This window comes from Bacillus pretiosus, assembly GCF_052947655.1.
Genome location: NZ_CM129593.1, coordinates 2,863,130 through 2,877,294, shown reverse-complemented (window position 1 = coordinate 2,877,294; position 14,165 = coordinate 2,863,130). Strand labels below are relative to the sequence as shown.

The window sequence follows — 14,165 nt, the reverse complement described above, 5'->3', positions numbered from 1 at the left end:
AAAATGGAGGTCTATCACATAACGAGTAGAAAGAGGGAAACTTACCATGTTCAAGTGAAGTATTCGATACTTTTCGAATGCGCACTTGGCATTGCGGCAATCACTCATAAAAGGTTAATCGATACCCTTGAAAAGAGTCAAAATGAATGGGAAGAAATTAAGGAATCATTAACAGAAGAAATGAGAGAGCACTTACAGTTTGTAGAAGAACATAATACGTGGAAAGCGTTACTTCAGTTGTTGTATAAAGAGGATTTTCAGGACTTAGCACAGTTTCATGCTAAAATCGATTCGCTTTCAGAAGTAGATTTGAAATATATATGCTTACCGTTTTTAGGCGAGAAGTATGAAAAGAAAAGACATTTAGCAGCAAGTGGAGACGTAACTGCAATACATGAACTAATGGAACTGACACATGATCATCAGTTTTTCTCCACGTATATTCATTTTATATGTGATGTTCATGTACAAGTGCTGAAATCCCATTTAATCGCTGTTATGACAGGGTGGTATGAGAGTGTTATTCAGAAAGAGGAGGAGCAAATACTTTCCATATTACAAAGAGATTATGAAGCGAAAAATGAAATGAATAAAAAGATGAAACCAGAAGAGTTTGTCGAGTGGGCGACTGGCGGTGTGAACTATATGCCAGAACCAAGTGTTCATTATGTACTTCTTATCCCACAAATGACGTACAGACCGTGGAACATTGAGGCGGATATTGAAGATACGAAAGTATTTCATTACCCAGTCGCAAATGAAAGCATCCATCCTGAAGATCTATATGAACCGAATTATTTTTTAGTTCAAAAACATAAGGCACTTGGGGATGAAGCGAGGTTACGCATTGTAAAAATGTTGTTCGAACAAGAACGGACTTTGCAGGAAATTACAGAAAGACTGCAACTCGGTAAATCGACTGTACACCATCATTTGAAATTGTTACGTGCAGCGAAGTTAGTAGATATACATGACGGGAAATATGTATTGAGAAAGAAAGCAGTACAGTCGTTAGCGAAAGAATTAGATGCGTTTTTAAATAGATAATATGCAACTAGAATGCACATAGAGGGAGGAATCTAGTAGAAAAGTTGGTGTGTGAAATTGAAAAATGTATTGAAAAACCGTTCGTTCTTTTATATGTGGATTGGCAGTGCAATTTCAGAGTTAGGCGGGGCTTTCGGAACGTTATGTAATTCGATTCTTGTTTACGAATTAACAGGATCAAAAACAGCATTAAGTAGTATGTGGCTACTATACTTTATCCCATCTCTTTTACTACAACTAATAAGTGGCCCATTTATTGATAAATGGAGCCGGAAGTGGATTATGATTTTTTCGCAATGGATGCGGGCTTCGGTTTTCTTACTGCCGTTAGTCATGTTACTTACTAACAGTATAGAAGTATGGCATGTGTATGTCGTACAAATAATAATCGGGCTTATTACGCCGCTGTATACACCTGCAAGTCAAGCAATTACACCGAGTATTGTAAGTAAAGAACAGCTTCAAGACGCAAATGCGTATATTGATGGAATGGCTCGTCTTATGATGTTTCTTGCGCCCGTATTAGCCGGAGTAATCATTCATTTGATTGGAACAGAACTTACATTATCTTTCGTATGTATTTGTCTATTTGTTAGTGGCGCATTACTACTTAATATAAAAGAAAAGAGAACAAAACAATCTATTCGGAAAACGTGGTTAGAACAGTTTCTTCACGGTTTTACATATTTTTTCACAAAACCAGTTATCGTTTGGCTCGGTATTTTTCTTACTTTCGTGCAATTTGGAGTTGGGGTTACGCTAGTTACAAATCTTCCTTATATAAAAGACGAGCTGTCAGCCGGGTATGCGGAATTTGGTTATTTTATGGCCGGATTCCCATTTGGCTATGTAGTTGGATCTATACTAGTCGGAAAAGTAACATATAAAAGCCGGCGTATACTTATGCTTGGTGGATTGTTTATAGGAGGACTCACATATATTTCTCTAGCATTCAATCATAGTATAGTAATTGCAGTGTTCATTGAAGTTGTTGCAGGCATTTGCATTGCCTTTTTCAATGTTCATAACACGACAATAAGCCAACAAACAGTACCAAACAATATGATAGGGCAAGTATTTTCAGTGCGGTTATTTTTCATACGATCCGCTATGCCGTTAGGTGTGTTATTAGGAGGCATACTGAGTGAAATGTGGGGAGTGAGAGCACTATACTTTATCATCGGTGCGATTATATGTACCACTTCTTTAATAGGAATATTACTTCCGTATTTCAAATTTTTAGATGAGGCGATAGAAGAGAAATCAGCATAATTCAAATAATTATAACTTTTTAATTGAAAATAATTATCATAATCAACTATAATAGAAGAATACTAGTATTCGTATTACAAAGAGGGAGTGGGATTATATGTTTATCGAAACGAAAACATTTACAGTAAAAGAAGGTACATCAAATATAGTTGTAGAACGTTTCACTGGAGAAGGTATTATTGAAAAATTTGAAGGCTTCATCGACTTAAGCGTTCTTGTGAAAAAAGTAAGACGCGGCGACGAAGAAGTTGTCGTTATGATTCGCTGGGAATCTGAAGAAGCATGGAAAAACTGGGAAACAAGTGAAGAACATCTAGCAGGACATAGAGCGAGTCGTGGTAAACCAAAACCAGATCATATCATTAAAGTGGATCACGCAGTTTATTATGTAAAATCATCGAAAGCGGCTTATCAGCAGTCGTAAAATATAATTAAAGGTAGAGGATATTTGTTTATTAATAAACAAATATCCTCTTTTTTTGACTTATAGTAAAATATGGATGTGATATATGTTTTATTGTTTCGTTATAAATGGAGGTAAATGAAGTGAAAAAAATGTTTGGAGGTTACAAATGTTAGAAGCACAAATATCTGTTAAACATGAACAACATAAAAAATTAGTGCAAACCATAGTAGCTGAAATCTTATCTATAAATAAGATAACTGGATGTATGCTTATCGGATCTGTCGCAAGAGGTGATGCATATCCTGATTCGGATTTAGACTTCTATGTTCTTTTAGAAGACGGACAAAATAAGAAATTTCATTCTGAAACGAGAGAAGAAATTTTAGTTGAATATAAGTATGCAGACGTTAATCAAATACTAGAAAACTTCAAAAACAATCCGATGGAATTATACTCATTTTTAGAAGGGGAAATTTTATTTGATAAAAGCGGCGAGTTGAAAAAGTTAAAGGAAATAGTTACATATGAATTTGAAAACTATCGTGTTTCTAGTGACAAAGTGAAAGGCATTTCTCATTGGTTGCATAGTTCGCTCATTAAAATTCAGTCTGCTTTAAAAGCTTCATACATTGTTCATACGTCAACTTGGACATTGTTAGAAGGGATATGGGCTATTAATAACAAGCCTACACCGCCAGCGGGATCTGTTTTAAGGTATATACAAGTGTTGCCTAATAAACCAATTCATTTGGAGGCATTACTTCATAAACTATTTGTAGGGGATACAATAGAACGTACCTCTTCAGCAATTTTCTTGATTGAGTGGATTTTACACAATTTGAAAAGTAAATAATTTGACCATTTTATATAGGTAAATTAAAATTTCATGTCGAATGATTCATGTAATTGCATGCATTAAAAAAGCGTTCTAAGCTATAGAGAAAAGTATTAGACTATAAAGCATAGTCTTAGACGGAACGCTTGAATATCTTGCTTTACATATTTAGGTGTTATGGATATGAGTCTATATAACTTCTGTTTAATAGGAGATGAGTAAATGAAGTTAAATCATTTGAATCTATGTGTTGATGATTTATCAGAAGCGAGACATTTCTTTGAAACATTTTTTGATTTTCAATTTTTGGAGCAAAAGGGGAAGGCACTAGTAGTGATGAGTGATGAGAGTGGATTTATACTTGTGCTAAGCGATCCAAAAGCATTTAAGGGAAATAAGGAAGTTATGTACCCTGAAGCTTTTCATATTGGTTTTTTAGTGGATACTTCAAGTGAAGTTGATCAAACATATAATCGTTTAGTAGCTGGTGGCATTGAAATAGACAAGGAACCGTATGCAATGAGAGGTAGTAGTTACGGTTTTTATTTTTCAATGTTTAATGGATTGTTAATTGAAGTGTCCTGCCTTGACTATAAAGATGGTAAGAAAATTTAATAACAAATTTACAATAGTAATTGCATGAAGATGTAACTATACCCCTTATCCAGTTTGGAAAGGGGCTTAATTATTTTAAGGGACATAAAAGTAAAAATAAACGAATTTTAGTCAGGAAAAGGGTTTGTGAGACAGCCTTTTTATTAATCTATCTGAATCTCAAATTCAATCACAGCTTGATCTTTCCTAAACGGTATATTAAGTTCTTTAAATCGTAATCTAATTCCAGACGAATTATCAGGAAGGGCAGGAGATACAACGAAATGATGACTCAAATGTCCATCAGTACCGCCACCACCTTCAGGCCAGCAGTCATATGTATCATCTATTGATAATTGGAAGAAACTATGAGGCTTATTTTCATTAAAAACTTTATCAGTGGAATCCCAATCGCTATATAAATAAACTACACTAGCATTTGCATATTGCCGAATAAAAGTTACGGTATACATGATACCATCATGTTCATAAGATTTAAAAACAGGTAAATGTTTTTTGAATGTAGTTGGTTCGACGCGAGGTTTAAATTCACCTTCGTCCATCATGGAAGAGAATAGTGAATTTAAATAGTCTGGATAGAATCCGTATTGCTTTGCCCATTTATAAATGGCTTCATCATGTGGAAAACCTGGATCACCATCTGAAAGTTCTTTTCGTTCTTTTAATAGGGCACAAATTTTTTCATCGATAGTATATAACCTTTCATCGTAATAATCAGTAGGCCGTTCAAAACCCATTCGTTTCATAATCATTCCTCCTTTTCTTTATTTTAACAAAAAAGAAAGTGCGATACATTTTTAAATGTAAATTTAAACTCATTCATAAATCAAATATTGTAGACTTAAAATGAAGTTTGATAACAAGGTCTATTTAGCAGAGGAATTGCTTATGCATAAAATAATAATAATGTATGAATCAAGCAGGTTTCCCATATGGTAAAGTACGAAACTATTATAAGTAGTACAGTGAAATCAATAGGAGGTTACCGCTATGACAGCTGTTTTTAAAGATATGGCGTTCCAGTTAAAAACGGAACGACTCGATCTGAATATGTGGGAGGAATCTGATGCAGTCTGGCTGAGACAATTAATTGGTGAACGTGGTGTGGACATGCCAACCATTGAATCTGTTCGTAGCTCTCTTATCGAAATGCGCAAGAAAGCAACTGAAAATGGTATTTCTCTTCTTACTATACGTAGGCGAGAAGAAGGGGATTTCATCGGATACTGTGGTTTAATCATCGGTCGTTCCACGCTTGAAGAGCCAGAGATTGCATATGAGTTGTTCCAAAGTGCTCATCGAAAAGGTTATGCGACAGAGGCAGCATCAGCAGTGCTTGAGGCCGCGATCGCTACGGGGCGCCAAAGACTTTGGTCAACTGTAGGTGCTTGGAATACAGCGTCTTTCCGGGTATTAGAAAAGATAGGGTTTCATCGGCATCACAGTACGTGGGGGGAGCGCGGTGAGATTGTTTGGAACGTACGCGATCTGTAGAAATCTGACTAAATCCGGAACAAAAAAATGTAAAAGAAAACCTCTATGCTAGGTTACTTAGTAATCTAACATAGAGGTTTTTCTTTATAGTAAATATTAATTTTGTATATATTTAAGAGTAATAGTCTGTCGTTTATTTTAATTTTTTACATCGTCGAATAATTGGAGTGCCTCTTTCACATTCAATCTATTCTTCACAATGCCATGAATCGCTTGAATCATCGCAGCAGGATGTTCAGATTGCCATATGTTTCGCCCCATATCTACGCCGATTGCGCCTTCTTGCAGTGCATTGTACGTAATGTTTAATGCGTCTTCAATTGAATCGAGTTTTGGACCACCAGCGATTACAACTGGGGCAGGGCAAGTGCTGGTGATTTTTTCGAATCCTTCGCAGTAATACGTTTTAATAATGTCAGCACCCATTTCAACACATACGCGGGAAGCGAGTGCTAGAAAGCGTGCTTCACGTTTTTGTAATTCTTTCGCAACAGCGGTAATACCGAGTACTGGTAGACCGTAATCGTGAGCTTCTGAAACTACATTTGCGAGATTTGAAACAGTTTGTGTTTCATAGTCTGATCCGACGAAAACAGAAACACCGACGCCAATTGCGTTTTGTTTTACTGCTTCTTTTACTGGTGTAACAATTGTTTCATTCGCTAAATCTTTACCGACGACAGTAGCTCCACCTGAAACACGCATAACCATCGGTGTGCTGCAGTTTTCAGGAATACAGGAGCTAAGTACACCTCGAGTTAAAAAGAGGGAATCTGTGTAAGGAAGTAAGTTTTTAACTGTTTCAAGTGGCTGTTCTAGCCCGTGAATGGGTCCTAAAAAGTAGCCGTGATCTATCGCTAACATAACCGCTCTTCCATCAGGAAAAATTGTATTTAATCGATTTTTAAATCCCCAAGTCATTAGAAATCACTCCTTCGTTAATGTTGGATTTTCCGTTTGTACCGTATCTTTATTTGGTAAATGTGGTGACTTAATAAAAACTGCTTTAAAAGGTTTGTCAGAATGGTTAATAAGATAGTGAGATTCATGAGGGCGAACTTGCAATACATCGCCTTGTTTAATCGGAACTTTTTCGTTATTCACATAGAAATCAATTTCACCTTCTAATGCATAAAAGACTTCCTCGCACGTCGTATGGTAGTGATTTTGAAACTCTTGCCCAGGCTGAATGACAACAAGGCCAAGATCAATATTCGGACCTTGTATTAAATATTTCGGCCCATTATCACCGAAGCGATAGGAGAAGTCATTTTCATTCGCTTTTAACATACTTTTTCACTCCTTTATGTAATGTGTTACAGAGCACCAGGCGCAATCCACATATGTGAGGTGAGCCCTTTATCAGCTAAAGCGAGTTGACTGTTATACACAGTTTTCCATGTTTCATAGAATTCTTTATATAGTTCATGATTTTCAGTAACTGGTTCAAATGTGTGCTCCCACTGTACAAACTGTTCAGCAGTTTCTTCCATAGCTGAATATATGCCAGCGCCAACTCCAGCAGCAATCGCAGTTCCTAAAGCAGCTGCTTCTTTCACAACAGGTACTTTTACAGGAATACCAAGGACGTCCGATAAAATTTGTGGCCATAGTTTTCCTTTAGCAGCACCGCCAGCAAAAATGACTTCAGAAGGGAATGTCCCTGTTAGATTTTCTATTAATTTTAAGTTGCCAAGTGTAACGAAGGCAGCATTTTCTTCAATAGCACGGAACAGTTCTTTTTTTCCGCATTTGTCTGCATCTAAACTTAAATTTAAAAAAGAAGGTGCGGCATGACGCCAAGAAATGTAGTTCATAACATTTGAAAAGGTAGGGATAATGCCATGTGAACCAACAGGTACGTCTTTCGCTTGTTCTTCTAATAATGTATAAGCATCTACACCGAGTTTGTCAGCAAGTTTCTTTTCCTCATGGCAAAAAGCGTCTCGAAACCAGCGCATAACAAGGCCTGGGAAAAAGGCAATCGTTTCATATTGCCAAAGGTTAGGTACGACGTGACAATTTACCCGAATGGAAGCATGTGGATCTGTTTTTGGTTCTGTAACATTGACTTCTTGTTGCCAAAAACTACCTCCGCATATTAACGTTTGATTAGGTTTCACGACTCCTGTTCCAAGTGAGGCCATTTGTGCATCTCCGCCCCCGGCGGCGACAGGAATTCCTTCACATAATCCAGTTAATGCTGCACACTCTTTTGTGACGTTGCCAATTACTGTACCCGCTTCATTTACTGTTGTTGAAAATGGTAACGTTAAACCGCACTCGATAGCGACATCGTTATCCCATACTCTATTTTGCAGGTCAAAAATACCGGACGTACATCCATTTGATGGATCGATTTGCAGCACGCCGCTTAATTTATATAAAATCCAATCGTTTAACATCGTAAAAGAGTGAATAGCATTATAGACGTCTGGTTCATGTTTTTTAATCCAAAGTAGGCGGGGTAAAGCACCTAATGAAAAAGTTTGACCAGATCTTGTATATAATTCTTCTTCAAGATGTGACCGAATTTCTTTTAGTTCACTAACTTCGGCGGATGCGCGCCCATCAACATTTGCACAAGCCCAAATTTCTTGCCCATCTTTATCATATAAAACAAAACCTTCTCGCATACTAGTAGCGCTAATAGCTTGAATAGAAGAGGGCGAGACATTACTTCTTTGTAAAACTTCTTTCGTGCATTGTTGTACAAGTTGCCAGTTTTCTTTTACATCAAAATTCATAGAGCCTGGATAACAAGGATCCGTTTTATGAACCCATTCTTTTTGACTGACCGCAATTTGATTACCTAGTAAATCAAAAAGAACAGCTCGAATGCTTCCTGTACCAGCATCAAAAGCTAATAAATGAGACATTAACAATCACCATCCTTTCGTAATAAGGAGAGGGCCGTTTCCTCATCGGTAATTAATGTATGAATGAACTTTCCTTTTAAGGCACCATAAATTGCATCTATCTTTTCTATACCTCCAGCAACACCAACGACATGTTTCATTTTGCGCAGAATCGAGAGCGGCGTACCAATTAGTCGATTATGATGTGGGAGCTTTAATAAATCACCATTCGTATTATAAAACTGCCCTAAAATATCGCCAGCACCGTTTTGACTACGAATATATGTCATCTCACGTAGTGTTAATTTTTCTTCTTTTACAATAGTTGCGTCTTGGGATAGCCCGCCAATGCCAACAACTGCTGTATGAGCAAGTGAAGCGACATGAAGCATATCTTTTACACTCGGTTCTGATAGAATACTTTGTGCCATTTCGGTTGTAGATGCTAGAAACGGCGTAGGGATAATGTGAAAATCGCCTTGCATGTAGTGAAAATAGTTTTGTTTTCTCGGGAGATAGTGATTTACTCCGCCTGTTAGCGTTACAATTGAAAGATTAATAGAAGTTTCAAAATGAATGTTTTCTAGCATTTTGCTAATCGTTTCACCCCAGCCAATGCCGAGTAAATTGCCTTGTTGGAGCTGAGTTTCTAAATACTGTGCAGCAGCTTTTCCGAGAGAAGCGTGATAATTGTTTATTGGAGTAGGGATAATGAAAGCATCTTTTAAATGGAATTTTTTCATTAGGTCACGCTCAATACTTAAACAGTGTAAACCAGTCCCTTTTACGTGAAATGTAACGATACCTTCACTGCGCGCCTTATCTAATAATCGGACAACTTTATTTCTTGAAATGTGAAGAAGTGAAGCAATTTCCTGTTGTGTTAATTGGTCTTTATAATAGTACCAAGCTACTTTAGTTAATAAATTCTCTTCAAAGTTCAGCTGTGTCATACGCGTCATCCCTTTCAACAATTGACCACTGCTTAAACATATGTGCCATGTATTTTGTTTATTCCAGTTGAAACGATTAATTGTCTGATGAAAAAAGTGTTCTAGATATGAAAAAAGAAATATACAATGCTACAAAACAAGTAGAACAAATAATCATTTTCTCAAAAAATGTTCTGGATGAAGGCAGGTGACATCATGTGGAGAACGTACCTTTATTACATGTAAAGAAAATGAGTAAGGCGTTTTCAAATCAACATGTGTTAAAAGAGGTGAACTTACAAGTAGAGCGTGGCGATATATACGCTTTAGTTGGAGGAAATGGTGCTGGAAAATCAACATTAATGAAAATATTAACGGGGTTATATTCGTATGATAGTGGAGAAATGTATGTAAAAGGAATGAGGAAACAGTTTGTAAATCCGGAAAAAGCACACCGAGAAGGGATTTACTTAATACCACAAGAACCACTCATTTTTCCGCATATGACCATTGAAGAAAATATATGTATCGGACTAAAAGGGAAGAAAAAGGAATTAAAAGTAAAGATTCAGCAATTGATTGACAGTTTAAGATGGGATATTGACCTTAAAGAATTAGGAGGATCACTATCCATTGCGCAGCAACAGTTAGTAGAAATCGTTAGAGGATTAATACGGCAAGCCGAGATTCTTATTTTAGATGAGCCAACATCGACATTAACAACTCACGAAATAAAGAGTCTTTTTGTGCTGATGAAAAGTTTACAAGAAAAAGGAATTGGAATGATATATATTACGCATCGCTTTCCAGAAATCTTTGAAATTGCCAACAAAGTAGCGATATTACGTGATGGAATGATTGTAAGCCAAGGTGATGTATGTGACTATACATATGACATGCTAATGGAGGGGTTATTGCCGAAAGGGTATAAACAAGAAGAGAAAAGAGAAATAGTGCAAGAGACAAAAGAAACGAAAAAAATATTAGAAGTAATTGATATAACGAGTCACGCATTCGAAAATATATCATTTACTGTACATGCTGGAGAGATTGTAGGAATTGCTGGCATTGTTGGATCAGGCAGAACGGAATTAGCAGAAACCATATTTGGATTGAAGTCTATAAAATCAGGTTCTATTTTATTAGAAGGAAAATCAATTGATTCATGCTCTTTGCATAAAAGACTTAGCGAGGGATTAGTTTATGTGCCAGAGGATAGAGCAAGAAATGGTATTTTCTCAATTGCATCGGTTAAAGAAAATATGACTGCAGCAAGTTTACATCAGAATAGTCGATTTTTCATTAACCAAGAAAGAGAAAGCGCTTTATTGAAGGCGTATATAGAACAGTTTCGAATTGTTGTACGAAGCATGGATGAAGTTCTAGCATCTTTATCGGGAGGTAATCAGCAAAAAGTCGTGCTTGCAAAATATCTTGCGTGTAATCCAAAAATTATTATTCTTGATGAACCGACTCGCGGAATTGATGCGAAAGCAAGGATTGAAGTATATGAGACGATAGAAAAAATGAAAAGGGAAGGACTCGCAATATTATTAATCTCTTCCGATGTTGAAGAAATCGTTCAATTAGTAAATCGTGTATATGTAATGCGAAATGGACAATTTGTTTCTCATTTAGAGAAACAAAATATGACTGTAGATGAAGTTACACGTCTTGCATACGGAGGTGTAACGGAATGAAACGTATGTATAAAATGCACGAAACATCTATCATACTATTATTACTCATTTACATTGCCATTGTCGGAATGATAAATCCAAGTTTCGTTCAGCTTAACTCGTTATCTTTAATGATGAAATCAAGCGTTATTTTAGTTGTGCTAGCAATTGGCCAATCGTTCGTCTTATTTACGAAAAATATAGACGTATCAGTCGGTTCAATTATGGGATTAAGCGCAGCTGTTTGCGGGATGTTGTTAACGGATGGATATCATGCATTTTTGTCCATACTTGCTGCTATTTTACTTGGCGCTATTCTCGGTTTTATAAATGGGATTGGCGTTGCGAAGTTTCGGGTACCAGCTATTATTATGACATTAGGTATGTTAGGGATCATTAGAGGTGCGATGTTAATTTTCACAGGCGGAAAGTGGATTGAAGACATACCAAACAATTTTAAGCAACTGTCATCGATCGTCATATTTGGTTTGCCGATAATTGTATGGGTTGTTCTTATTATTTTACTACTACTATACTTCTTTTTAAGGAAAGTGCCATTCGGAAGATACTTCTATGCGGTAGGTGATAATGAAGATGGCGCGAGACTCATTGGTATACCAGTTAATAAAGTGAAGATATATGCGTTTATTATATCTGGCATAAGCGCTGCTCTCGCTGGTTGCATATTTGTCATGAATATCGGGTTCGTACCAAATCAAACAGGTACCGGGATAGAACTACAGGTTATCGCAGCTGCTGTACTAGGGGGAATTCATTTAAAAGGAGGAACGGGTTCTATAGTTGGAGCTGCATTAGGAGCAGTATTTTTAGAGGCGATTAGTAGTTCACTTGTCTTTTTAAAAATACCTGCGTTTTGGAATAATGCTATTTCAGGGTTTTTATTATTAGTAATCGTTATATTAGATAGTGTTATGAAAAAGTGGAAGGCGGAAAGGAGGATGAATCTATGAAGTATTTGTACAGATGGAAAGGTGTTCTAATTGTATTACTTTTTATAGAATTCATTCTCTTTAGTTTTATAAGTAGTGATTTCTTAAATATTAGTAATCTCCTTTTTAGTACAAATGATTTTCTATTTATAGCAATCGCAGCGATACCAATGACTTTCGTTATTGTAACAGGAGGAATTGACGTTTCTGTAGGATCTATTATGGGGTTAACTTCGATTATAATTGGTGTACTTTGGATGAATGGAATACCTATTTTGCTAGCGGTCATATTAGCTCTTTTAATCAGCTGTTTAGCAGGAGCTTTAAACGGATTCATTATAAAAATGACAGACGTAGAGCCACTTGTCGTTACACTCGGAACAATGTTTTTATACGGCGGAATTGCACTCGTCATTTCAGGAGGGGCAGGTGCTTCTGGATATGAAGGGATAGGTGGTTTGCCTGACGCATTTGTACAACTGGCAAACGGTAGTTTTATAGGGATACCGAATTTATTATGGTTATTGATTATATTAACGATTTTATGTACTGTATTGTTTCACCGTACTATTTATGGGCGCCACGTCAAATTAACTGGTGCAAACGAAAATGCAGCAAAATACACTGGGATCAAAACGAAAAAAGTAGTCATCATCGCTTACATACTTTCCGGGTTAGGAGGTGGATTAGGAGGCGCTTTCTTAACTGCATATTTCAGCTCCGCACGTGCTGATATGGGAAGTGAAACGATTTTACCAATCATTACAGCAGTCGTATTAGGCGGGACACTTATTACAGGGGGAAAAGGAAGTATTATCGGTACTGTACTGGCGAGTATTTTTATTGGGTTAATGCAGTATGGCTTGCAAATGACGGGTTTAACAAATGAACAATCTAACGTAGTTATTGGTATTATTCTTATTCTTTCAGTTATTATGAGACATTTCAAATTACATCAATTCACACCGTGGAAAAGAAAGAACTTGCATAAGGGGGAAATGTCATGAAGAGAAAACTGGGGATTGTATTCATTGTATGCATTTGTTTAATCGGTTTAATCGCTTGCTCTAGTCAAACGGCAGATAAGAAAAGGGCAGATGATGTGAAATTTGCATTCATTCCGAAATTAACTGGAGTTGGCTTCTTTACATCGGGCGGTGAAGGAGCAAAAGAGATGGGAGATAAGTTAGGCGTACATGTGAAATATGATGGACCGTCTGAAGCAAGCGTATCAGGGCAAGTGAAATATATAAACAACTTTATTAATCAAAACTATGATGCACTTATGGTCTCATCTACTTCAGTAGATGGTCTATCGCAATCATTGCAACGAGCTAAGAAAAAAGGAATGACTGTTTTAACGTGGGATTCTGATGTGAATCCGAAAGACCGATCATTTTATATAAGCCAAGGAACACCAGATCAACTTGCTAATTTATTAATTGAAATGACTTCCAAACAAATTGGAGATAAAGGAAAAGTAGCTTTCTTTTATTCTAGCCCAACAGTAACGGATCAAAACCAATGGGTAACGAAAGCGAAAGAAATTATTAAAAAGAAATATCCAAGCTGGGAAATTGTAACGACGCAGTATGGTGAAAATAATGCGCAAAAATCTTTATCTGTAGGAGAGAACATTTTAAAAACATATCCAGATATTAATGCAGTCATTTGCCCGGATGCAACGGCACTACCAGCGATGGCACAAGCAGCTGAAAACTTAAAAATGGATAAAAAAGTAGTCGTAACTGGTTTTTCCACACCAAACGTTATGCGTGATTACGTAAAACGTGGAACAGTACAACAATTTGGATTATGGGATGTAAAACAACAAGGTGCACTCGCAACGTATGTAGCAAATGAAATAGTAGTAAAAGGGAAGAAGTTAAAAGTAGGGGATAGTTTCGAAGTAAAAGGAATCGGAAAAGTGAAAGTAGAGCCAAACTCCATCCAAGGTTATGATTATGAAGCAGAAGGAAATGGAATTATAGTATTACCAGAGCGGGTTGTATTTACGAAAGAGAATATTGATAAATATAATTTTTAGTAACAAAAAAACGTCCGAATAAATCGGACG

Annotated in this window: 15 protein-coding genes; 10 read left to right on the top strand and 5 right to left on the bottom strand. The window is 36.6% G+C overall.

What is annotated here, in order from left to right:
- The first annotated feature begins 3 nt into the window (after nucleotides 1-3).
- The 5 genes from ACU8YW_RS14775 (at nucleotide 4) to ACU8YW_RS14755 (ending at nucleotide 4,175) form a co-directional block, all read left to right on the top strand.
- Nucleotides 4-1,047, top strand: a complete 1,044-nt coding sequence (locus tag ACU8YW_RS14775) for an ArsR/SmtB family transcription factor (protein WP_426934339.1) — start codon at nucleotides 4-6, stop codon at nucleotides 1,045-1,047.
- A gap of 57 nt (nucleotides 1,048-1,104) precedes the next feature.
- Entirely contained in the window at nucleotides 1,105-2,319 is a 1,215-nt protein-coding gene (locus ACU8YW_RS14770; protein ID WP_426934338.1) for an MFS transporter, read from the top strand.
- A gap of 97 nt (nucleotides 2,320-2,416) precedes the next feature.
- The gene (gene hmoA, locus ACU8YW_RS14765; protein ID WP_088609164.1) at nucleotides 2,417-2,743 is read left to right on the top strand and encodes a heme-degrading monooxygenase HmoA; all 327 of its coding nucleotides are present in this window, start codon (nucleotides 2,417-2,419) and stop codon (nucleotides 2,741-2,743) included.
- A 148-nt stretch (nucleotides 2,744-2,891) separates the two neighbouring features.
- The gene (locus tag ACU8YW_RS14760; protein WP_426934337.1) at nucleotides 2,892-3,578 is read left to right on the top strand and encodes a nucleotidyltransferase domain-containing protein; all 687 of its coding nucleotides are present in this window, start codon (nucleotides 2,892-2,894) and stop codon (nucleotides 3,576-3,578) included.
- Between the two features lie 204 nt (nucleotides 3,579-3,782).
- A complete protein-coding gene (locus ACU8YW_RS14755) occupies nucleotides 3,783-4,175 on the top strand; it encodes a VOC family protein (protein ID WP_046959774.1) in 393 nt (130 codons plus the stop codon).
- A gap of 143 nt (nucleotides 4,176-4,318) precedes the next feature.
- Here the strand turns inward: ACU8YW_RS14755 and ACU8YW_RS14750 are convergent, their stop codons facing one another.
- Nucleotides 4,319-4,921, bottom strand: a complete 603-nt coding sequence (locus ACU8YW_RS14750) for a chorismate mutase (RefSeq protein ID WP_141542741.1) — start codon at nucleotides 4,919-4,921, stop codon at nucleotides 4,319-4,321.
- A 244-nt stretch (nucleotides 4,922-5,165) separates the two neighbouring features.
- On the opposite strand from ACU8YW_RS14750, the gene ACU8YW_RS14745 reads away from it, so the two are divergent.
- Complete coding sequence (locus ACU8YW_RS14745; protein ID WP_088063795.1) at nucleotides 5,166-5,669, top strand: GNAT family N-acetyltransferase; 504 nt, start codon at nucleotides 5,166-5,168, stop codon at nucleotides 5,667-5,669.
- Between the two features lie 138 nt (nucleotides 5,670-5,807).
- On the opposite strand, the gene lsrF is transcribed toward ACU8YW_RS14745, so the two are convergent.
- Genes lsrF through ACU8YW_RS14725 form a run of 4 tightly spaced genes read right to left on the bottom strand, consistent with a single transcriptional unit; the run spans nucleotide 5,808 to nucleotide 9,480 of the window.
- Nucleotides 5,808-6,590 (bottom strand): 3-hydroxy-5-phosphonooxypentane-2,4-dione thiolase, encoded by a 783-nt coding sequence (gene lsrF / locus ACU8YW_RS14740; RefSeq protein ID WP_262720262.1) that lies wholly within the window; start codon nucleotides 6,588-6,590, stop codon nucleotides 5,808-5,810.
- 6 nt (nucleotides 6,591-6,596) lie between these two features.
- Nucleotides 6,597-6,959, bottom strand: coding sequence for a cupin domain-containing protein (locus ACU8YW_RS14735; protein ID WP_046959771.1), 363 nt, complete (start codon nucleotides 6,957-6,959; stop codon nucleotides 6,597-6,599).
- A gap of 26 nt (nucleotides 6,960-6,985) precedes the next feature.
- Nucleotides 6,986-8,548, bottom strand: coding sequence for an autoinducer-2 kinase (lsrK, locus tag ACU8YW_RS14730; RefSeq protein ID WP_446893966.1), 1,563 nt, complete (start codon nucleotides 8,546-8,548; stop codon nucleotides 6,986-6,988).
- Complete coding sequence (locus ACU8YW_RS14725; RefSeq protein ID WP_088063792.1) at nucleotides 8,548-9,480, bottom strand: sugar-binding transcriptional regulator; 933 nt, start codon at nucleotides 9,478-9,480, stop codon at nucleotides 8,548-8,550. The genes lsrK and ACU8YW_RS14725 overlap by 1 nt, the downstream gene beginning before the upstream one ends.
- A gap of 197 nt (nucleotides 9,481-9,677) precedes the next feature.
- Here ACU8YW_RS14725 and ACU8YW_RS14720 point away from each other — a divergent pair, with 197 nt between their 5' ends.
- The 4 genes from ACU8YW_RS14720 to lsrB are packed head-to-tail and all read left to right on the top strand — an operon-like array spanning nucleotide 9,678 to nucleotide 14,135.
- Complete coding sequence (locus ACU8YW_RS14720) at nucleotides 9,678-11,159, top strand: sugar ABC transporter ATP-binding protein (RefSeq protein WP_446893965.1); 1,482 nt, start codon at nucleotides 9,678-9,680, stop codon at nucleotides 11,157-11,159.
- The gene (locus ACU8YW_RS14715) at nucleotides 11,156-12,109 is read left to right on the top strand and encodes an ABC transporter permease subunit (protein ID WP_060487174.1); all 954 of its coding nucleotides are present in this window, start codon (nucleotides 11,156-11,158) and stop codon (nucleotides 12,107-12,109) included. The genes ACU8YW_RS14720 and ACU8YW_RS14715 overlap by 4 nt, the downstream gene beginning before the upstream one ends.
- Nucleotides 12,106-13,095 (top strand): ABC transporter permease subunit, encoded by a 990-nt coding sequence (locus ACU8YW_RS14710; RefSeq protein WP_426934335.1) that lies wholly within the window; start codon nucleotides 12,106-12,108, stop codon nucleotides 13,093-13,095. The genes ACU8YW_RS14715 and ACU8YW_RS14710 overlap by 4 nt, the downstream gene beginning before the upstream one ends.
- Entirely contained in the window at nucleotides 13,092-14,135 is a 1,044-nt protein-coding gene (gene lsrB / locus ACU8YW_RS14705; RefSeq protein WP_087984658.1) for an autoinducer 2 ABC transporter substrate-binding protein LsrB, read from the top strand. Before ACU8YW_RS14710 ends, lsrB begins: the two co-directional genes overlap by 4 nt.
- Nucleotides 14,136-14,165 lie beyond the last annotated feature (30 nt).